The sequence below is a fragment of the Xanthomonas cannabis pv. cannabis genome (genome assembly GCF_000802365.1).
Classification (GTDB): domain Bacteria; phylum Pseudomonadota; class Gammaproteobacteria; order Xanthomonadales; family Xanthomonadaceae; genus Xanthomonas; species Xanthomonas cannabis.
In genome coordinates this window covers 19,393-39,960 of the sequence record NZ_JSZE01000017.1, presented here as the reverse complement: position 1 = coordinate 39,960, position 20,568 = coordinate 19,393, and the positions used below count along the sequence as shown (strand labels likewise).

General features: G+C 67.8%; 19 protein-coding genes. 12 read left to right on the top strand and 7 right to left on the bottom strand.

Annotation, left to right across the window (positions count from 1 at the left end):
- Positions 1 to 20 precede the first annotated feature (20 nt).
- The 5 genes from OZ10_RS04310 to OZ10_RS04290 all read left to right on the top strand — a co-directional run bounded on the left by OZ10_RS04310 (position 21) and on the right by OZ10_RS04290 (position 6,206).
- Positions 21 to 1,208, top strand: a complete 1,188-nt coding sequence (locus tag OZ10_RS04310; protein ID WP_039405882.1) for an MFS transporter — start codon at positions 21 to 23, stop codon at positions 1,206 to 1,208.
- 262 nt (positions 1,209 to 1,470) lie between these two features.
- Positions 1,471 to 2,208: a DUF3348 domain-containing protein gene (locus OZ10_RS04305; RefSeq protein WP_039405885.1), complete on the top strand. Its 738-nt coding sequence runs from the start codon at positions 1,471 to 1,473 to the stop codon at positions 2,206 to 2,208.
- A gap of 10 nt (positions 2,209 to 2,218) precedes the next feature.
- Entirely contained in the window at positions 2,219 to 4,876 is a 2,658-nt protein-coding gene (locus tag OZ10_RS04300; RefSeq protein ID WP_039405888.1) for a DUF802 domain-containing protein, read from the top strand.
- Positions 4,873 to 5,547, top strand: coding sequence for an OmpA family protein (locus tag OZ10_RS04295; RefSeq protein WP_039405891.1), 675 nt, complete (start codon positions 4,873 to 4,875; stop codon positions 5,545 to 5,547). The genes OZ10_RS04300 and OZ10_RS04295 overlap by 4 nt, the downstream gene beginning before the upstream one ends.
- The gene (locus OZ10_RS04290) at positions 5,544 to 6,206 is read left to right on the top strand and encodes a DUF2894 domain-containing protein (RefSeq protein WP_039564010.1); all 663 of its coding nucleotides are present in this window, start codon (positions 5,544 to 5,546) and stop codon (positions 6,204 to 6,206) included. Before OZ10_RS04295 ends, OZ10_RS04290 begins: the two co-directional genes overlap by 4 nt.
- A 155-nt stretch (positions 6,207 to 6,361) precedes the next feature.
- Here OZ10_RS04290 and OZ10_RS04285 read toward each other — a convergent pair whose 3' ends face one another.
- The 3 genes from OZ10_RS04285 to OZ10_RS04275 are packed head-to-tail and all read right to left on the bottom strand — an operon-like array spanning position 6,362 to position 9,817.
- On the bottom strand, positions 6,362 to 7,630 hold the full coding sequence (locus OZ10_RS04285; protein ID WP_039564009.1) for a DUF3526 domain-containing protein: 1,269 nt from the start codon (positions 7,628 to 7,630) through the stop codon (positions 6,362 to 6,364).
- Complete coding sequence (locus OZ10_RS04280) at positions 7,630 to 9,066, bottom strand: ABC transporter permease (RefSeq protein WP_039405900.1); 1,437 nt, start codon at positions 9,064 to 9,066, stop codon at positions 7,630 to 7,632. The genes OZ10_RS04285 and OZ10_RS04280 overlap by 1 nt, the downstream gene beginning before the upstream one ends.
- A 10-nt stretch (positions 9,067 to 9,076) precedes the next feature.
- Entirely contained in the window at positions 9,077 to 9,817 is a 741-nt protein-coding gene (locus OZ10_RS04275; RefSeq protein ID WP_039405979.1) for an ABC transporter ATP-binding protein, read from the bottom strand.
- A 217-nt stretch (positions 9,818 to 10,034) separates the two neighbouring features.
- On the opposite strand from OZ10_RS04275, the gene OZ10_RS04270 reads away from it, so the two are divergent.
- Complete coding sequence (locus OZ10_RS04270) at positions 10,035 to 11,909, top strand: M14 family metallopeptidase (protein WP_039405902.1); 1,875 nt, start codon at positions 10,035 to 10,037, stop codon at positions 11,907 to 11,909.
- Positions 11,910 to 11,930: 21 nt separating this feature from the next.
- Here the strand turns inward: OZ10_RS04270 and OZ10_RS04265 are convergent, their stop codons facing one another.
- Positions 11,931 to 12,857 (bottom strand): LysR family transcriptional regulator, encoded by a 927-nt coding sequence (locus OZ10_RS04265; RefSeq protein WP_039405905.1) that lies wholly within the window; start codon positions 12,855 to 12,857, stop codon positions 11,931 to 11,933.
- A gap of 124 nt (positions 12,858 to 12,981) precedes the next feature.
- Between OZ10_RS04265 and OZ10_RS04260 the strand changes: the two genes are divergently transcribed.
- From OZ10_RS04260 to OZ10_RS04235, 5 genes are all read left to right on the top strand, one after another.
- Positions 12,982 to 13,395, top strand: a complete 414-nt coding sequence (locus OZ10_RS04260) for a Rid family hydrolase (protein WP_039405908.1) — start codon at positions 12,982 to 12,984, stop codon at positions 13,393 to 13,395.
- A 482-nt stretch (positions 13,396 to 13,877) separates the two neighbouring features.
- Positions 13,878 to 15,047: a hypothetical protein gene (locus tag OZ10_RS04250; protein ID WP_039405915.1), complete on the top strand. Its 1,170-nt coding sequence runs from the start codon at positions 13,878 to 13,880 to the stop codon at positions 15,045 to 15,047.
- Positions 15,048 to 15,057: 10 nt separating this feature from the next.
- The gene (locus OZ10_RS04245; protein ID WP_039405919.1) at positions 15,058 to 15,486 is read left to right on the top strand and encodes a type 2 periplasmic-binding domain-containing protein; all 429 of its coding nucleotides are present in this window, start codon (positions 15,058 to 15,060) and stop codon (positions 15,484 to 15,486) included.
- A complete protein-coding gene (locus OZ10_RS04240) occupies positions 15,483 to 17,618 on the top strand; it encodes a methyl-accepting chemotaxis protein (RefSeq protein ID WP_139051271.1) in 2,136 nt (711 codons plus the stop codon). Before OZ10_RS04245 ends, OZ10_RS04240 begins: the two co-directional genes overlap by 4 nt.
- Before the next feature lie 524 nt (positions 17,619 to 18,142).
- Complete coding sequence (locus OZ10_RS04235) at positions 18,143 to 18,880, top strand: DNA/RNA non-specific endonuclease (protein WP_039405981.1); 738 nt, start codon at positions 18,143 to 18,145, stop codon at positions 18,878 to 18,880.
- Positions 18,881 to 18,931: 51 nt separating this feature from the next.
- Here the strand turns inward: OZ10_RS04235 and OZ10_RS04230 are convergent, their stop codons facing one another.
- From OZ10_RS04230 to OZ10_RS22680, 3 genes are all read right to left on the bottom strand, one after another.
- Complete coding sequence (locus OZ10_RS04230; RefSeq protein ID WP_039405924.1) at positions 18,932 to 19,264, bottom strand: hypothetical protein; 333 nt, start codon at positions 19,262 to 19,264, stop codon at positions 18,932 to 18,934.
- Positions 19,265 to 19,299: 35 nt separating this feature from the next.
- Positions 19,300 to 19,530, bottom strand: a complete 231-nt coding sequence (locus OZ10_RS04225) for a DUF1653 domain-containing protein (protein ID WP_039405983.1) — start codon at positions 19,528 to 19,530, stop codon at positions 19,300 to 19,302.
- 283 nt (positions 19,531 to 19,813) lie between these two features.
- Positions 19,814 to 19,984, bottom strand: a complete 171-nt coding sequence (locus tag OZ10_RS22680) for a hypothetical protein (protein ID WP_068835610.1) — start codon at positions 19,982 to 19,984, stop codon at positions 19,814 to 19,816.
- 326 nt (positions 19,985 to 20,310) lie between these two features.
- On the opposite strand from OZ10_RS22680, the gene OZ10_RS04215 reads away from it, so the two are divergent.
- Positions 20,311 to 20,520: a hypothetical protein gene (locus OZ10_RS04215; protein WP_039405930.1), complete on the top strand. Its 210-nt coding sequence runs from the start codon at positions 20,311 to 20,313 to the stop codon at positions 20,518 to 20,520.
- The last annotated feature ends 48 nt before the right edge of the window (positions 20,521 to 20,568 follow it).

Here is a 20,568-nt window from a genome sequence, read left to right as displayed (position 1 = left end):
CCCTCATTCCGGCCGATGCCATGCCTGCTCTCCATTCCCCTCCAGCGACCAGCCCCGCCGCCACCGGGCGCAGCGGGCTGGCGATCTTCATCCTGGCGTTTGCCGCATTCGTGATCGTCACCACCGAGTACCTGATCGTCGGTCTGCTGCCCGGTCTGGCGCGCGACATGGGCATCTCGATCTCCGCTGCCGGCCAGCTGGTGACGTTGTTCGCCTTCACGGTGATGCTGTCCGGCCCGCCGCTGACCGCCTGGCTGTCGCACCTGGACCGCAAGCGCCTGTTCGTGGCGATCCTGCTGGTGTTCGCGGTGTCCAACGCCGTGGCTGCGCTGGCGCCCAACATCTGGGTGCTGGCGGTCGCGCGCTTTCTTCCGGCGCTGGCATTGCCGGTGTTCTGGGGCACTGCCAGCGACACCGCCGGGCAACTGGCCGGCCCGCAACAGGCCGGGCAAGCGGTGTCGCGGGTGTATCTGGGCATTTCGGCGGCGCTGCTGTTCGGCATCCCGCTGGGCACGGTGGCGGCCAACAGCATCGGCTGGCGCGGCGCGTTCTGGAGTCTGGCGGCGCTGTCGCTGGCGATGGCCGCCGCGTTGGCGCTGTGGATGCCGACGATGGCGCGTACCGAGCGGGTCAACCTGCGCCAGCAGGCCGGGATCTTCACCGAGCGCTTCTTCCTGGCCAATGTGGCGTTGTCGGTGGTGGTGTTCACCGCCATGTTCACCGCCTACACCTATCTGGCCGACCTGCTCGAACGCAACGTGGGCGTGCCGGCGGCAAACGTCGGCTGGTGGCTGATGGGGTTCGGTGCGGTCGGCCTGATCGGCAATTGGTTGGGTGGCCGGGTGGTGGACCGCTCACCGCTGCGCGCCACGGCGGTGTTCCTGCTGTTGCTCGCGTTGGGCATGGCGTTGTGCGTGCCGGTGGCCGGCACCGGCGTGCTGCTCTGTCTGACCCTGACGATCTGGGGCATTGCGTATACCGCGCTGTTTCCGATCAGCCAGGTGCGGGTGATGCAGTCGGTCGGCCATTCGCAGGCATTGGCCGGCACCACCAACGTGTCCGCTGCCAATGCCGGCATCGGCGTCGGCGCCATCATCGGCGGGCTGGCGATTCCGGCCTGGGGGCTGGGCAGCATCGGCTACGTCGCCGCGGCGGTCGCCGCGCTGGGAGTGGTGCTGATTCCGGTGGTGCACCGCGCCCGGCGGTGAGTGGCGCCTGTGGCAAGGCTGCGCCCGGGCCATCAGGTGGCACGCGCGCCCATGGCAGCGGGTGACGCGCTGATCGGCGCAGGTGGCGCGCATGTGCCCTGCCACCAGCGCGCCCGGCGACCTGGAGCTGCCCCGCAGCGCCCCCTGACAGCACTGCACGCCAGCCCCTGCTGAATGCCGCCAGCCCAGGCAGCGCGGGCCTGGGCACGGCGGCGGTGGCGCGCGCATTCCCGTGTAAAATGCGCGGTCTTTGACCGGAACAATGGCGAAAGCTGCTCCACGGGCGCCCCTCTCGGGCCCGGCGTTCATCCGCCTGCTCGCACGCCTCAGCGATGTCCGCGTCGCCCAGTCCAACCACGCGCTGGCCGACCGGCTGAGCCAATGGATCGATTGGACGCGCGCAGTGGCCGTGTCCAAGGCGCTGGATGGCAAGCTGCCCGACACCGATGACCTGCCCGAGCCGCGCCCGCTCGATGCCGACGCCTGCGCCCGCGTGCGCGCCGGTCTGGCAACCAGCAGCGTGGCGGATCTGGATGCGCTGGTGGCACGCCTGCGCACCGAAGCACGTGCTGCCACCGAGGCGGGCGCGGCGCCGCCGGTGCCCGACTATGCCCCGTTCCGGCAGCATTACCTGGCCATGCAGCGCGCCATGCGCACCGCCACCGGCGATCTGCGCGGGCGGCTGCGCGACCTGCTGACATTGGTCTCCAGCGAAATGGCACGGCTGGCCGAAGTGGATGCGGTGATGGAGCTGACCCTGAGCCCGCGCGAGCAGACCCTGTTGAACACCGTGCCCAGCCTGCTCGGCGCGCATTTCGAACGCCTGCGCCATGCCGCGCAGGCGCATCACCCGCCAGGCGATGACCAGGCCGCCGCGCGCGCGGTGTCCGATGGCTGGCTGGATGTTTTTCGCAAGGACATGCAGAGCGTGTTGCTCGCCGAACTGGATGTTCGTTTTCACCCGATCGAAGGCCTGCTTGCAGCGCTTCGTACCCGCTAACTGGGACGTCATGTTCAAAACTCTTGTACACGTGTGTGTGTTTCTCGTCGGCCTGTTGGCGGTTTGCTGGGTCGGGTTCGGCTATCTGGGCTCCAATCCGTTGGGCGCCTGCATCGCCGCGGTGATCGGTGCCTGCTATCTGGCCGGTGCGCTGGAGCTGTATCGCTATCGCCAGGCCAGCGCCACGCTGGACACCGCGGTGTCCGGGCTGACCGCCGCGCCGTCGGCACTGGATGCGTGGCTGGCGCAGCTGCACCCGAGCCTGCGCAATGCGGTGCGTCTGCGCATCCAGGGCGCGCGCGTGGCGTTGCCGGCGCCCGTGCTGACCCCGTACCTGGTGGGCTTGCTGGTGCTGCTGGGCATGCTCGGCACCCTGCTCGGCATGATGGCCACGCTCAAGGGCACCGGCTTTGCCCTGCAGAGCGCCACCGACCTGCAGGCCATCCGCGGCTCGCTGGCCGCGCCGGTGGAAGGCCTGGCGTTTGCATTCGGCACCTCCATCGCCGGCGTCGCCAGCTCGGCCATGCTGGGCCTGTTGTCGGCGCTGTGCCGGCGCGAGCGCCTGCAGGCGGTGCAGCGGCTGGACCTGAAGATCGCCGCCGAACTGCACCCGCATTCGGAAGCGCACCAGCGTGGTGAAGTGTTCAAGCTGCAGCAGCAGCAAAGCGCGCTGATGCCGGCCCTGATCGACCGGATGCAGGCGCTGATGAGCAGCATCGAGCAGCACAGCATCGCAGCCGACCAACGCCTGGCCGCGCACCAGGCCGAGTTCCATGCCAGAACCGAGGCGGCGTACACGCGGCTGGCCACGTCGATGGAACAGTCGCTGCAGGCCGGCGTTGCCGACAGCGCGCGCGCGGTCGGCGCGGCATTGCAGCCGGCGATGGAAGCCACCATGGCCGGCATTGCGCGCGACACCGCCGCGCTGCACGAACGCCTGACCCAGTCCGTGCAGCAGCAGCTGGACGGCATCAGCAGCGGCTTCGATCGCAGTGCGAGCAGTGCGGCCAGCCACTGGGCCAGTGCGCTTGCCGCGCAGGAACAGGCGCAGCGCGCGCTCCACACCCAGCTGCAGGACACCCTGGAGCAGGTCGCCCACCACAGCACCGCCGTGCAGGAAGGCGTGAGCACGGCCGTGCAGCAGCAGTTGCACGGGCTCAGCGCCGGCTTCCAGGACAGCGCACGCACCGCCGCCGACCAGTGGCAGGCCGCCCTGGCCGCGCAGGAGCACGCGCAGCACGCACTCACTGGACAAATGCAGGCGCTGCTGGCGCAGGTCGATGAGCGCAGCAGCGCCGTGCAGGACAGCGTCACCCGCGCGGTGCAGCAGCAACTGAGCGCACTCGACGACGGCCTTGCACGCAGCCATGCCGCCACCGCCGCGCACTGGGCCACGGTGCTTGCCGAACAACAGCGCGCCACCCAATCGCTCAGCACCCAGCTGCAGGCCACGCTGGAACAGCTGGCCCGCCAGACCAGCGCCCTGCAGGACGGCGTGCAGCAGGCCGTGCAGCAGCAGCTGGAGGGCTTGAACAGCGGGTTCGAGACCAGCACGGCCGCGGCCGCGGCCAGCTGGACCGCTGCGGTGGCCGAGCAGCAGCGCAGCAACCACGCGCTCACGCAGGACCTGCAACATGCCTTGACCGAGTTCGCCAGTACCTTCCAGGCGCGCTCCGGCGCCCTGGTCGAAGCGGTGGCCACGCGCATGGACCAGTCCAGCAGCGAGGCCGCCACCGCGTGGACGGACGCACTGGCACAGCAGCAGCAGGCCAGCGCTACGCTGGCCACCCAGCACCAGGCCGCACTGGCCGCCGCCACCGCCAGCTTCGACGCACAGGCCGCATCGCTGGTGGGCACCTTGCAGCACGCGCATGGCGACCTGCAGGCCGCGCTGGAAGCGCGCGATGCGCAGCGTCTTGCCCTGTGGAGCGAGCGCTTCACCGCGATGAGCGCCACGCTCACCGCGCAATGGGAACAGACCGGCGAGCGCGTCACCCGGCAACAGCAGGCCATCTGCGACACCCTGGCCAGCACCGCCAGCGAGCTGTCCACGCAGGCGCAGGCACAGGCCAGCGCCACCATCAGCGAGGTCTCGCGCCTGATGCAGATCGCCGCCGAGGCGCCCAAGGCCGCCGCCGACGTGGTGGCCGAGCTGCGCCAGAACCTGTCCGACAGCATGGTGCGCGACACCGCCATGCTGGAAGAACGCACCCGCCTGCTGGCCACGCTGGACACCTTGCTCGACGCGGTCAATCACGCTTCCACCGAACAACGTCAGGCCGTGGACGCGCTGGTCACCACCTCCGCAGACCTGCTGCAACGGGTGGGCACCCAGCTCACCGAGCAGATCGGCAGCGAAACCGGCAAGCTCGGCGCAGTGGCCGCGCACGTCAGCGGCAGCGCAGTGGAAGTGGCCAGCCTGGGCGAAGCCTTCGGCGTGGCGGTGCAGCTGTTCAGCGGCGCCACCGGCGAGCTCAACGAGCGCCTGCAGCACGTGGCCACCGCACTGGATGCCTCGCTCGCGCGCAGCGATGATCAGCTGGCGTACTACGTGGCGCAGGCGCGTGAGGTGGTGGACCTCAGCATGCTGTCGCAGAAGCAGATCATCGAAGAACTGCGTCAGCTCGACGGCCGCCGCAGCGATGCCGGCGCAGCGGAGCCGGCATGAGCGACGAGATCGAAAGCGACGGCGAGTCCGGCACGCCGATCTGGGCCGCCTTCGGCGACCTGATGTCGGTGCTGCTGGGCGCGTTCGTGCTGATCCTGGTCGGCGTGATCGGCGTGCAGCTGCAGCTGTCCAGCCGCCTGGACCAGGAGGTCAGGCAGCGCCAGGCCGAAGCGCAGCGCCGCAAGACGCTGGAACAGGCGCTGGCCGCGCCGCTGGCCGCCGGCCGCGTGACGCTGGTGGATGGCCGCATCGGCATTCGCGGCAACGTGCTATTTGCGTTCAACTCCGATGAATTGCAGCCGGACGGCCGCGAGGTCCTGAAGTCGCTTGCCGCCCCGTTGGCGCAGTACCTGCGCGCCCGCGAAGAGATCCTGATGGTCAGCGGCTTCACCGACGACCGCCCGGTACTGGGCGGCAACCGCCGCTATGCCGACAACTGGGAACTGTCTGCGCAGCGCGCGCTCACCGTGACCCGGGCGCTGATCGCCGACGGTGTGCCGGCCGCCTCGGTGTTCGCCGCCGCGTTCGGCGCGCAGCAACCGGTGGATTCCAACGCCGACGAAGCGCACCGCGCCAGGAACCGCCGCGTGGAAATCGCACCGATCGCACGCCCCTCGACCGCGCGTGCGCCCTCGTCTGCAGCGCCGACACCGGCGCCGGCCACGCGATGACCACCTCGGCGACATCCGCCTACGCGCGGCTGGCGCGCTGGCGCAACGAGGGTGCCGATCAGCTCGACCCGGCGCGCTTCCATCTGATGCAAGCATTGGCCGCACGCGCGCAGACGCAGGCCGATGCGGTGCGTGCGGTGCTGGAAGACAGGCTGGCTGCATTGGTCGATGCGTATGCGGCCACGCTGAAGGACGCGGCGCGTCGTCGTGCCACCGGCCCTGCCGATCCAGGTGCCTTGCAACGCACTGCCCTGCGCGCAGTGACCGACCAGCTGGCAGGCCATGCCGCCTTGATGGAAGTGGACAGCAGAAAGACCGCAGCGCCCGATGCGCAGCTGTTCCCGGAACTGCCGGCGCTGGACGATTTCCGCCGTACCTGGACCACCGTGCGCACTGCCAGCCAGGTGCGGCAGTCGCTGCAGGATGCGCCCAAGGACGCCGGCCCGCTCAATTCCAGCGTGCTGGTGCACCGCTGCATCACCCTGATGCGTGAACGCTCACCCGGCTATCTGCAGCACTTCCTCGGCTATGTGGATGCGCTGTCGTGGCTGGAGCAGATGCAAAGCGGCGGCGTGCTGGCCGATGACGCCGCCGCGCCGCTGCCAGCGCCCAGGAAGCGCAGCCGCAGCGGCACCACCAAGCGGCGCAGCCCGGCGTAAGTTAGTGCGCGGTGCGGCAACCCGTGGGGGGCGATCCGCTTGTTCATCTAGCACGGCCGGCACCGGGTGTTCATCCTGCGCGCCAGCTTGCGCAGGCGGCAGGCGGCATGCTCCGCCAACACGACGCTGCACAGCGCGTGCAACGCGGCATGGTCCTACGACGCCGGCTCGGCGGTGGCATCGAAGCGCGGCGCGCGCTCGAAGTCCGCGCGCGTAAACGGGCGGTCGCGGAACAGGTAACCGTAGTAGAACGTGCGCAACCGCTGATGGTAGGCACGGATGCGGTCCTGGTAGGCCAGTTGTGCACGCAGGTCGGTCTGCGCCAGCCGCGTCAACGCGGCCTGCAGCGCCACCGGCGGCAGCACCATGGCGGCACGCTGCGCGAGCGCTTCGCGACGCACCAGCCCCTGGCGGTACGCGGCCACCTGCGTGGCCACCTGCTGGTCGCCGTTTTCGTGGAAGGCGAAATACCACTTGTAGTGGAAGGCGTCGGTCAACGGCGCCGAATCGGCCCACTGCGCGTTGCGCGCGTAGAAGCGCTGCATGGTGGCTTGGCGCGGAATATCCCAGGCGTGGTTGACCGCCTCGCGCTGCAATCGTGCGATCTCGGTGCCCTGGGTGACCGGCACCGCCTCGTTGATCGCCACATGCGCCAGCGCCGGTGCCACCAGGGCCAGCAGCACCCAGCAGGTGGCCAGTGCCGTGGCATGCGCGGCGGGCCGCCAGCGCAGGCGGCCCACCACCACCGCCAGCAGTACCCAGAACAGCAGGTACGCGCAGGTCAGCGCCAGCACGGCCAGTTGCTGCAGCAGCGGTACGCCGTTGACGCTGGCGGCAATGACGAACGGCACGGCCAGGCACAGCAGTACCGCCAATGCACGCACCGTCACCCGTCGCATCCACACCCTGGCGCCGGCACCCGGCAGGGCCGCCAGCATGCGCGCGCGCCCGGCTTCGCGCTCTCCGGAGCGCAGGTCGAACAGCAGCGCAATCACGAACAGCGGCAGCAGGAACACCAGCACGAACGCGTAGTCGAAGCGGCCGGCCAGCGCCAGCTCCGGGTTGTAACTGTCGCCATCGTAGATCTGCGCCTCCAGCCCCAGCGCGCGCACGCGCAGGATGTACGGCGCCACATCGCGCATGCCCACCGCAGCAAATGCCAGCGGCGCGGGCGCATCCCAGGTCGGGTGAAAACTGTAGTAGGCCGCGCTGCCGGCATCGTTGCTGCGCGCGACATAGGCGGCCACCGCCGCAGTGTCTTCCTGCTGCAGCGCTGCAATGCGTGCGATGTTGGCGCGCTGCGCAGCGATGACGTGCTGCCCGGACAGCAGGCTGCACACGGTCAGCAGCGCAAGCAGCACCAGGCCGGCCGCTGCTGCGCGCGCGCGCAGCAGCAACAGCAGTTCGTATTTCCACAGCAGCATCAGCGCGTCACTCCCACACGTCGGCCGGCGACGACCAGCATGCACAGCCCCGCCAGCAACCAGGCCCCGATCAGTCCCAGCGGGATGCGCGCCGCGCCGATCACCTCATCGTTGGACGCCGGCACGAACGCGAATACCGGAATCGCATGCCAGTGCGCTGCGGAAATGCGCTTGCGCTGGTCGGCACCGGCATCCTGCGCGGTGTCGTCGGCCATGCGCACCGCATCGGCCTGCAACTGGTTGAGCTGTTGCACCAGCGTGTAGCGATAGCGCTCGGCCTGCGCCAGAAAGTGCTCGTGCGCGCGTAGATCGGTGCGTGCCAACGCCATCGACACCTCGCGCAGCGCAACCGTCGGGCTTAGCGCCGCGAAGCTGCGCACCAGCAGGTTCTGGTCCTGCTGGATGCGGGCATCGCGCGCGGCGTAGCGTTCGAACAGGCTGGCGCTGAGCCGCTCGCCTTCCAGTGCGAGCAGGCCCTTGTAGTTGACCGGCAGGTCTTCCACGCGCTGGACACCGTAGCGGCGCAGCACCTGCTGCTTGAACTGCGAAAAGTGCGGGTCATCCGGGTTATGGCTGTCGCCGAGCGTGCGCAGATCGCGCTGGATGGCCACATCGGTTTCCAGCCGCGTGGGCAGCCGGTACGCCGCGCTGGCCACATCCGGTGCCACCCGCGGCACCAGCACGGCCAGCCACACCCACAGCGCCAGCGCCACCAGCAGCGCATCGCGCCCGCGCCGGCACAGCATCGAGACCGCCAGCACCAACGCGCACCACACCAGCAGATACGCCGCATACGCCAGCACCAGCAGCGCCACCGGCCCGGCCTGGCCGGGCACCAGGGCAATCGGTATCAGGCCGACCAGCGCCGGCAGCAGGCAGGCCCCGGCCACCGCAGCCAATGCCAGATATTTGCCGCCAAGCAGTTGCCGGCGCGTGGCGCCCTGCAACAGCAACACGCGCAGCGTGCCGGCGTCCTGTTCGCGCGCCACCGCGCCATAGCCCAGGAACACCAGCAGCAACGGCGCCAGTACCTGCAACACGAACGCCGGGGTCAGTTGGCCGAACCGCACCAGCAACGAGCTCTGACGCACGTCGCCGAAGTTGGCGGTGTTCTGGCGATGGCCTTCCAGGAACATGCTGTTGCCGGTGAACGCATCCACGCCCGCATCGAAGGCGGCCAGCGCCGGCAACGGGCGATAGATGAAGTGGCCGTAATGCACCACGCGATGCGGATGCCGGTCCGGCTGGGCCTCGAAGGCCTGCTGCGCGGCCTGTTGCTGACGCGCGCGGAACTCGGTGACCTGGCGCTGGTGATGCGCGGCAGTCAGCGTGGCCGCCAGCGTCAGCAGCATCAGCAACACCACGCCGATGGCGGCGGAGCGATTGCGTGCCATGAAGCGCAGTTCTTCGCGGGCGACCAACCACACAGCCCTCATGCGCGGCGGCTCATGCAGCGTGATCCTGCGGACGCGCAAAGCGCGCATGCAGGGAGCGCACATCGAACCCGCTGTCGCCGGCGCCGATCTGTTCGGCAATGCGCCCGTCTTCGAGAAAACCGATGCGGTCTGCAACGTCGACCGCGCCGAGCAGATCGTGCGTGACCATCAACACCGCACCGCCACGTTCGCGCACGCCGCCGACCAGGCGGTTGAAGTCGGCAATGGCGCGCGGATCCAGCCCGGAGGTGGGCTCATCCAGCAGCAACACCGGCACCTGACGCAGGCTGGCGACGGCGATGGCCACCTTCTGGCGCATGCCCTTGGAGAACCCGGCCAGGCGTTGCGTCCAGGCCTCGCGCTGCAGACCAGCGGCGGCAAATGCCTGGCCGATCGCGGCGTGAGCGCAGCGCTGCCCGGCCAGCGCGAGCAGGTAGTCGGCGTTTTCCATGGCACTGAGATGCTCATAGAGCGCCACGTTTTCCGGCAGATAGGCCAGCCGCGCACGTGCCTTGCCGGGCGCGGACACCGGGTCGACACCATCCACCAGCAGCGTTCCCGATGCGGGTTTCACAAAGCCCAGCAAGGCAGACAAGGTCGAGGACTTGCCGGCACCGTTGCCACCGAGCAAGGCGTAGACGCTGCCGGCGGCGACCTGAAGCGTGAGGCCTTGCAGCACGGCACGTCCGCGGTAAGCGACGTGCAGGTTGTCGATCGAGATCGCCGGCGCTGGCTGTGGAGATGGGGACATCGTGCCGATCATGGGTAAAATGATACGTTATCACATTGCCGACTCTGGCCTAAGATGCCCGGCCGCCCGCGACGCCGGCATGGCTTTGCGCAGGCTGCAGCCGGCCATTGCGGCCAGTGCCGTACCCGTCACCCAGACACTTGCGGCAGAGCGCACGGCAACTGCCTTCAGCAGGCCCATCGCTGTCACCACCTCCACACGAGATTGCACACGCCACATGAGTTCCGATCCACGCACCTGCCCCGACTCCACGCACGCCGGCCACCGCGTCGCCTCGCCCTGCTCCCCGCGCCCCGGCTTTCACCGCGCGACACGTACCGCCTCTGCCTGCCTGCTCGCGGCCGCATGTCTTGCTGAAACGTCGCTTGGCGCACAGCCACTGGAAACCACTTCCCTGTTGCCGCCGGTGCGCACCTGGCATGGCGCGAGCGAGGCGTTGATCGCCGGTCCAGCCGATCCGTGGATCACGCCGGCCGAGCGCAGCGATTTCGTCAGCACGCCCAGCTACGAAGAAACGCGTGCGTGGTTGCAGCGCCTGGTCGCGGCATCGCCGTTGTTGTCGCTGGAAGTGTTCGGCAAGACCGCCGAAGGGCGCGACCTGCTGCTGGTCCGCGCGCGCAAGGGCACGCCGGGCAAACCGGTGGTGCTGGCGCAGGCCGGCATCCATGGCGGCGAGATCGATGGCAAGGACGCCGGGCTGATGCTGCTGCGCGACATCGCCCAGCGCGGCAAGGACGATCTACTGGATGCGGTGGACTTCGTGTTCGTGCCCATCCTCAACAGCGACGGCCACGAACAACGCGGCCCGCTGATCGGTGCCGCATTGCGTGGCCCGCAACAGATGGGCTGGAACACCACACCGCGCGGCATCAACCTCAATCGCGATTATCTCAACCTGGAGGCACCGGAGACGCGCGCGATGGTCACGTTGCTGCACACGCTCGACCCCGCGCTGTACATCGACCTGCATGTCAGCGGCGGGCTCGATCATCAGTACGACATCACCTTTACCTTCGCCGGCTGGGGCACATATGCACGTTCGCGCGTCACTGCCGGCTGGCTGCAGCAACGCTTCACGCCGGCCGTCAACGCCGCGCTGCGCAACCAGGGCCACACACCTGCGATCTACCCCAGCCTGATCGACGAAGATGCGCCGCGCTCGGGCCTGCGCTATTCGCCGGAAGGCCCGCGTTATTCCACCGGCTACGGCGATTTCGCCGGCATTCCCACCGTGCTGGTGGAAAACCACCGACTGAAGTCGTACCGGCAGCGCGTGCTCGGCGACTACGTCCTGCTCGAAGAAGCGCTGCGCCTGGTCGGTCGCGATGCAAACAAGATCGCTGCCGCCAAGAGGGCCGATCGTGCCGCACGTCCGCAGGAATTGATGGTGGCCTGGGAACGCCTGCCGCAGCCGATCGACCACATCGCGTTCAAGGGCGTGACGTATACCCGCGCTCTGTCGCCGGTCTCCGGCCGGCAGGAATTGCGCTGGGAAGGCCGCGATGAAACCTGGACGATGCCGGTGATCGGTTACCGCCAGACGCAGGCGGTGCAGTATCCGGTGGCCTGGTGGATTCCCCCCGGCTACGACGACGTGCTTGCGTTGCTCAACACGCATGGCATCCAGTACGAACGTCTGCAGCAGCCGCGCCAGCACACGGTGCAGCAGATTCGCTTCACCAACACCAACACCAATACCAATACCGACGCCACCGGCAAGCAGGTCGCGCACACAGACAGCGTGGACGAGCTCTTTCCTGCCGGCAGCATCCGCGTGCCCGCCGATCAACCGATGCGCATGTTGGCCGCCGCATTGCTGGAGCCGCTCAGCAGCGATTCCCTGCTGGCCAGCGGACGATTCCGCAACGCCGGCAGCCCCGACAGCGGGCTATACGGCGCCGAGCTGGTGGACTTTACCGAACGCCTGTTGCGCAGCGACGCCGCATTACGCCGCGAATTCGAGCACAAGCTGGCCAGCGATGCTGCGTTCCGCACAGATGGCGATGCGCGACTGCAGTGGATCCACGCACGCTCACCCTACGCGGCGATCACTGGCTGGCGGTATCCGGTGCGGCGCGAAGTGACGCAATAGCGCCGCGCTTATGCGCAGCGCTTATCGCAGAGCGGGCGTCATCGGCGGCGCATGCTCGGCCATCAGCGCAATCACCCAATCGATGAACACCCGCAGCTTGGCGCTGACGTGGCGGTTGGGCGGAAAGGCGATCGACAACGGCATCGCTTCCAGCTGCCAGTTCTGAAAGACCGGCACCAGCTCGCCGCTGGCGACATGCGCGTTGGCCATGTACACCGGCAGCCACAGCACGCCCATTCCTGCCAGGCCGGCGGCGAGATACGCATTGCCATCGTCGGCGGCCACAACGTGCCGCCCGTGGACGCGCACCGCATCGTCGCCCCGCTGCATCACATAGGGAACCGTCGTGGTAGTGCCCCAGCGCATGAAGCCGACGCAGCGATGCCGGGTGTTTTCCAGCTCGGACGGGTGGGTGGGCATGCCCAGCCGCTGCAGATACGCGGGCGCGGCGTAGACGCCGGCCTGCAGGTCGGCCACGTGGCGCGCGATCAACGACTGGTCGGTGATGGTGCCCCCGCGTATCACGCAATCCACGTTCTCGCCGATCAGGTCCACGCGACGGTCGCTGACACCCATGTCCAGCTGGATATCCGGATAGCGCGCATGAAAGGCCGGCACCGCCGGCATCAGGATCAGCCGCGCCAACGGGCTGGGCACATCCACGCGCAGGCGCCCGCGCGGCAGTGTCGAGGCATCGGACAGGCTGGTTTCCGCGTCGTCCATGTCGGCCAGCAGACGCACCACGCGGTCGTAGTAGGCCGCGCCATCGGCGGTCACCTGCACCCGGCGCGTGGTGCGGTGGAGCAGGGTCACCCGCAGGCGCGCTTCGAGCTGCTGCACCAGCTGGGTGACACTGGCCCGGCTCATGTGCAGCGTGTCTGCGGCCTTGGTGAAGCTGCCGGCCTCCACCACGCGCGCAAACGCCTGCATCGCATCGAACCGATCCATCGCCACTCCCGCACCCAGATTGTTTGGATTCTACAAACAGTGTTGGTCAAGGCTGCGGATTTATCGCACGCGGCCACGCGTTTAGGGTGGAGGTCCGTTCTGTCGCACTTCGAAGGAGACCTCCATGGCCACACGTGACGTTGTTTTACCGCCGGGCCGCCACGCCCTGTATGAGCGCCATCGCTATTCGCCGGCGGTACGCGCCGACGGCCTGCTGTTCGTCGCCGGCCAGGTCGGCAGCCGCGAAGACGGGTCGCCCGAGCCCGACCTGGACGCGGAGATCGCGCGCGCCTTCAGCAATCTCGACGCCATCCTCAGCGCGGCCGGCTGCACCTCGCAGGACGTGGTGGATGTCACCTTGTTCATGGTCGATCCCGAGGTGGTGTTCGACGCTGCCTGGAACCGGTGGGCCGATTACTGGGGCCCGGCCCCCTACCCCACCGTCACCGCCGTGGGGGTGACCTGGCTGGCCGGCTTCCGGTTCGAGATCAAGGTGGTCGTCAAATTGCCGGCGACCGATCACGCGTCGGCGGCCTGATCCCCGGCGTGGGCTACCACGCCATGATGGCAACGAGCTGACGGCCGTCGAGCGCCAGGCGGGTGACCGCGACGATGCCAGCGCGAATGACTCCCGGTGGTTGGCCATCACACGACAACGCCACGCCCACGCGTGGCGTTGTCGTGTGCGTCAGGCCAGCACGCGCATGACACGCGTGGTAGCGCCGTGCGCCTGCGATCTTCAACTCCTGCGCCATCGGCTGCGCTCAACGTCGAAGCGGTGCCGGACAAAAACGTCCAACCACCCCGGCGATTGGGTAACCCGGGCATTCCGATAGCGCCGGACTATCGTTCATTTCCGTAATGTCTCCTGCGAATTAACCGTTTCTTAAATTCGTAAAAAACTCGCTAAAGCGATGCCATAGGCAGCCGCTACCGGGGATCAGCGCGACGCGACGCGCATCACCGTTCTGCCCGCTGCGCTCCTGGCGCGGCGTCCATCATCTTCTTAGCGAGACCGCAATGAACCTGACCGTCAAACTGCTCAGTGGCGCCATCGCCCTGGCCTCGTCGACCTGCGCCTACGCGCAGGAGGACTCGATGTTTTCCTTCAGCGGCTTCGGCACGCTGGGCGTGGTGCACTCGACGGAGGATCAGGCCGACTTCACGCCCGACATCCAGACCGTGGAAGGCGTTGGCGCAAGCCACTCCACCTCCGCCCGCCCGGACTCGCGCATCGCCGGCCAGGTCAATGCCAACTTCACCGACAACTTCACCGGCGTGCTGCAGGTGACCAGCGAATACGCCGAGCGCGCCGACTACGCGCCCAAGGTGACCCTGGCCCACGTGAAGTACCAGTTCGGCCCGCAGTTCGCCGCACGTCTGGGCCGCATCACCGCGCCGTTGTACATGCTCTCCGAGTACCAGCGCGTGGGCTATGCCACCCCGTGGGTGCGCCCGCCCTACGAGGTCTACAACTACCTCCTGCCGATGGACGGCATCGAAGGCGTGTACACCGTCAACGTTGGCCAAAGCGTGGTCAGCGTGCAGGGCTTCTATGGCCGCATCGATTCCAAGAAGGCCGACGTAGACGCGCTGCGCGGGTTGGCCATCGGCCTGGAATCGGGCGCATCGACTTTCCGTGCCGGCTACATCGTCGGCACCAGCACCTTCGACACGCCATCGCTGGACCGCCTGTTCACCGCCTACCAGCGCATCAATCCGGCGCTGGCCAATCGCCTGACCACCTACGATGTGGATGGCAGCTTCGCCAGCGTGGGCTACGCCTACGACCCGGGCAACTGGTTCCTGCGCACCGAAGTGATCCAGGCCGATTACTCGCCCTCGCTCAACGGCAAGACCACCTCCGGTTACCTCAGCGTCGGCGGCCGGTTCGGCACGCTGACCCCATCGGTCACCTTCGGCAGCGTCGATCGCAAGGCCTCGAGCATCGCCCCGGGCCAGGACCCGGTCGGCATCATGACCCGTGCGCTGGCGCAGGCCGAAAGCGGCCGTCACAGCGTCACCGCCTCGCTGCGTTGGGATGCGCGCGAGAGCATGGCGTTCAAGCTGCAGGCCAGCCATATCAACAACAACGCCGGCTCGTTCGGCTCGTTGAACAACATCCAGCCGGGCTTCCGTCCGGGCGGCAGCTACAACCTGCTGTCGGCGTCCGTCGACTTCGTGTTCTAAGAGAGCCCCCATGAAACTTTCCAAGTATTCCGCAGGCTGCGCGCTTGCGCTGTTGTCGCTGGTTGCGTTCTCGGCCAACGCCGACGTGGTGGTGGTGATGGCGGCCAAGGGCGGCCCGGACAGCCTGAGCGCGGCGCAGGTCTCGCAGATCTTCCTGGCCAAGTCCAACAGTCTGCCCGGCGGCGGCGCAGCGGTACCGATCGACCAGGAAGAAGGCGCCGCCACGCGCGATGAGTTCTACAAGAAGGTTGCCTCGCGCGATGCGGCGCAGCTGAAGTCGTACTGGTCGCAGCTGATGTTCACCGGCAAGGCGCAACGCCCCAAGCGCGTCAGCGGCGACGACGCGGTCAAGAAGGCCGTGGCGGCCACGCCGGGCGCAATCGGCTACATCAGTGCCGCAGCCGTGGACGCCAGCGTCAAGGTCGTCTTGAAGCCGTGACCCGCCACCTGCTCGAGAGCCCTCTCATGAGACGCATTCTGTCGCTACCGTTGTTCTGGAAAATCCTGATGCCGGCAGCGGTGGCAATCATTTGCCTATCGGGCTATGTGGCTTTCAGCACGCTGGTGTTCCATCGCAACAACGACCGCCTGGAAGCGGTGCGCGACGTGCATTTCCCGATGCTCGACGCGATGACGCGCAATGTGGCAGCGCTGGACAAGCTCATCAGCGGGCTCAATGGCGCGGCCGCCGCAGGCGATGCGGACATGTTGGCGGCCACCAAACCGGTGGCCGACGACATCCACAGCTCCTACGTGAAACTGCAAAAATCCGACCCGGCCAACGCGCAGGAACTGGCACGCCTGGGCAAGCAGTTCGATCAGTACTACAGCCTGGCGCATGGCGTGGCCGCGGCGTTCGTGGAGCAACGTGAACCCGATGCCGCGCAGATGAGCGCCATGGCGCCAGCGCTGGAAACCTATCGCACCACGCTCACCGCCATGCAGAAGCGCGCCGATGCGCGCTTTCGCGGCACCGTGCAGGAAGCAGTGGACAGTTCGGTCACCGCCAGCATGACCGGTCTGCTGCTGGGCCTGATCGGCGCGGTGGTGTGCATCGCGTTCGGCTGGATCGTGGCGCGAGCCATCACCCAGCCGCTCAACCGCGCGGTGGGCATTGCGCATGCGGTGTCGTCGGGCCGGCTGGACAACGCCATCTCGATCGACCGCAATGACGAGGTCGGCCAGCTGTTGCAGGCCATGGACAGCATGCAGCGCCAGCTGCGTCGCGTGATTCAGGCACAGACCGACATGGGCGACAAGCACGAGGCCGGCATCGTCAGCCACCGCATCGCCGAGCAGGAGTTCCCCGGCGAGTTCGGCACCATGGTGCGCGCCAGCAACACGCTGGTGTCCAGCCATATCGCGGTCACCATGCAGATCGTGGCATTGACCGAGCGCTATGCGGCCGGCGACCTGTCGCAGCAACTGGAGGCATTGCCGGGCGAGAAGGCGGTGATCAGCCAGTCGATCAACGACGTGCGGGCCAGCCTGCTGTCGATCAATGGCGAGATCAAGCGCCTGGCGGCGGCCGCTGCGGCGGGCGACTTCAGCGCGCGTGGCGACGAGACCGCGTTCGAGTACGACTTCCGCCAGATCGTGGTGGACCTCAACCACCTGATGAGCACCTCCGACAAGAGCCTGGGTGCGTTGTCGCAGGTGCTGCAGGCGATCGCCAACGGCGACCTGACCACGCGCATGCACGGCAACTTTGCCGGTGTGTTCGCCCGCATGCGCGACGATGCCAACACCACGGTGGAGCGCCTGACCGACATCGTCGCGCGCATCCAGCAGTCGTCGGCGGAAATCGATACCGCTGCCGGCGAGATTGCCGCCGGCAATCAGGACCTGTCGCGACGCACCGAGCAGCAGGCAGCCAACCTGGAAGAAACCGCTGCCTCGATGGAAGAACTCACCTCCACCGTCAAGCAGAACGCCGAACACGCGCATCAGGCCAACGAACTGGCACGTAGCGCTGCCGGCGTGGCGTCGAAGGGCGGCGAGGTGGTAAGCCAGGTGGTCGGCACGATGAGCGGCATCGAAGCGTCGTCGAAGAAGATCGCCGAGATCATCTCCGTCATCGATGGCATTGCCTTCCAGACCAACATCCTGGCCTTGAACGCGGCGGTGGAAGCGGCGCGCGCCGGCGAACAGGGCCGTGGCTTCGCGGTGGTGGCCAGCGAAGTGCGCACGCTGGCACAGCGCTCCTCCGGTGCCGCCAAGGAGATCAAGGAGCTGATCGACGCCTCGGTGGGCAAGGTCGCCGAAGGCTCGGCGCTGGTGCACAAGGCCGGCACCACCATGACCGAGATCGTGGCCAGCGTGAATCGCGTCACCGACATCATGGGGCAGATCACTGCCGCCTCCAGCGAGCAGTCCGCCGGCATCGAGCAGGTCAATCAGACCGTCATCCAGATGGACGAAACCACCCAGCAGAACGCGGCATTGGTGGAAGAGGCCATGGCCGCCGCCCGCGCGATGGAAAAGCAGTCCAGCACCCTCACCCAGCTGGTGTCATTGTTCCAGCTGGACGCGGCAACCCAACAAGAACGCGCGCTCGAAGAAGTCGCATAGCAGATCGCGATCCGCCGTGCGGATCGTTTCGCTGGATCGTCAACGCCCCCCTGCTGCATCGATGCAGCAGGGGGTTTTTTTTGCGCCGGATGACGACCGCGCGGCGACCGCGGCGACCAGAGCTGCGTGACCTGAGGGAGCGTTTGGCAAGTGCGTCGCGCAGGCGCTGCGGGCAGGCGCGGCGCGGGAGCACGGCGCCGGTTGGTGCCTACGCCATTCGACGTGACACGACGTCAGCCGCCTGCGCGGCAGCTGCGCAATGACCGGCAGCATCGCGCTGTTGCACCATCCCGGCACATCAGTAGATGCCAAGTCCGTCACAGCCTGGCGCTGCGGCGCGCCTGGCGCAGGTGTGTTGTCACGTTCGTCACAAGCAAGCAACATTGGCATGCGATAGCTGTCGCGCTCGCTAGGGGACGGGCGAGCCATTGACCTCGCTCAGCGCATTGCGCATCACGTCGGTCTGCTTCTCGCATATCGGCGGCGGCGTCGTGCGTCCGACCGATTTGAAGGAGATTTGCCGCATGCGTTTCAGGACCCTGTTTGCCGTTGTGCTTCTTACCGCGTTCAGTGCCGTTGCCCAGGCACAGGTCGTCACGCTCAACAAAGGCGGTTACACGCTGCGTTACGACTGTACCAACCACACCACGCTGCGCTACGAATACGTGCTGCAGGCCGATACCGGCTCGGCCGCGCGCCCGTCCGGCTTCAATCTGGACACCGAGCTGCCCAGCGGCTGCGCCGGCCAGACCTCCACCGCCTCCTACGCCAGCGTGCGCACTGGCTACGACCGCGGCCATCTGGTGACCTCCAACCACATGGACTACAACGCCACCTACATCCGTCGCGCCAACCTGATGTCCAACATCGTGCCCCAGGTGGCCAGCTTCAACCAGGGCATCTGGGTGCGCGCCGAAAACGTCGCCGAGTGCTACCGCGATATCGCCAGCGTGCAGGTCTACGGCGGAGTGATCTACAGCGACACCAGCAACGACTACTTCCTGGCCAGCCACGGTATCCGTACCCCGGACTTCTTCTGGAAGACCATCATCACCGCCAACCCGGGCGGCGGCACGCGCGCCATCAGCTGGCTGATTCCCAATCGCGAAAATCTCGGCTCGCTGGACAGCTACATCGTCAGCATCGACGAGCTCGAAGACCTGTACGGCGCCAGCACCATCGGCATCACCGCGCCGGCCGCCGTCAAGGCCATGCTGCCTGCCACCACCTGGCCGCAGCCGAGCAACTGCGACCTGGGCTGAGCCGCCCTGCATCCACGCCACTGCACCCAGCCCGGCACGCGCCGGGTTGGGTCATGCGCCATCGTGCGCGGCAAACCATGCGGCGTAGGGCGTGTTCCTGACCAGATGCCGATTGAGATCGTCGGCACCGTCGGTCCACCACACCGGGCCGCGTTCTCCCAGGGCCACCTTGGCGGCGTCGACCTGGCGACGTGCCGCCGTCAGGGCCTGTGCATCGTCAGCGCGTTTGGCCGCCTTGACCGCGCGCCGCGCGTCCATCAACTCGCTTACCAGCGCCGCACGGGCATCTTCGCTTAGATGCGGATTGGCCGTACGCCAGAGCCGGCCACGCACGATGAGATAGCGCCCATCCGGCGTCAGCAGCGGCGCCTCGGTCGTGCTCATTGCAGTGTCCGGGACACGGCGGTCGGCATGTCTTCTCAGGCAACCGGTGCAAAGCGCGGGCGCATGGCGCCATCCACGTTCACCTGTTCCAGAAACATCGCATACGGCCTGACCCACAGGCCAACGCCGTTGTCCAACGGCCGGTACAGCACCAACGGTTCCAGCGTCTCGCTGCTACGCACCACGCCAAGCACCTCGTAGCGGCCGCCCTTGAAGTGGCGATATTCACCCAGCGCAATGGTCGGTAGCGGTGGCAGTGTCTGCATGGTCGTCAGCGCAAGCGAGGGCTGTGGAGTGTAGGCCGGGTAGCGACTGCTGACGAGCTGGCGGGCGCGCATGCGCCGATCGTCGTTCGCCCGCAGCATGCGCTGCATCGTCAGGCGACGCCGCAGCCGTACCGCATGCTCGTTCCAAGTGGCCGATTGAAGTCATGACGGCCGTGGCGCCAGCGGGGCAGGCATCCACGGCACCTGCAGGCGCGCTCCCGGACCGGGTACGCACGCGGCTCCGGATGCCGCGACGCGGCACCTGAAGCCACGTCTGCGGTGCCTATTCGTCTTCGTCCTCGTCGACGTCGTCTTCGATGCCATCGTCGTCGTCAATCTCGCTGTCCTGCGCAGGGCCGTCCTGCAGCAGGTCTTCGTTCTTGCCCGGCGCCTTGACGCCATTGGGCGGGGTGGGGTCGTCGATCCGTGTCGCGCCGCTGTCTTGGGTACGCATGCTGCTCTCCTGCGGCAGAAGGCCGCGCAGCCACCTTCCCCCCGCCGCCGTGATGTGGACGTGTGCCGTGCGCATACGCAGCGCGCAGGCACGCATGACCGTCACAACGCAGCCGCCTGGTAAACCAGCGCCATCAGGCGATGCCCGCTCGTCCGTCCGGCCGGCGGACGCAACCGACCGGTCACGACAGCCGCAGCCTCGCGCTAGGCAACGCGTCGCAGGCTGCACGCGTCCGCGACTGAACTGCGTCATCGCGCCGCAGGCCCGCCCCGCATCTGCGCGTCAGCTGCCTGCGTAGAGAGGGGACACTCATCGAGACACCCACCATGCCGAGCTTGCGCCGTGATCTGGAAGACCTGCTCGCCGCCTGGAAGGCGGAAGCGCGCACCTTTGATGCCTGCGACATGCCCGCCTCTGCCCTGGCCTTGCGCGACTGCCATCGCCGGCTCTCGGCATTGCTGGGCAGCCACAGCACGCACCCGCCAACGGCCGACGTGGCCGTGACTGCCCACGCGCAGCCCACCACCACGCTGTAATCAGGCACGGCGGGTTGCGCCGGCCGAGGCGACCTGCCCTGGCGCGGT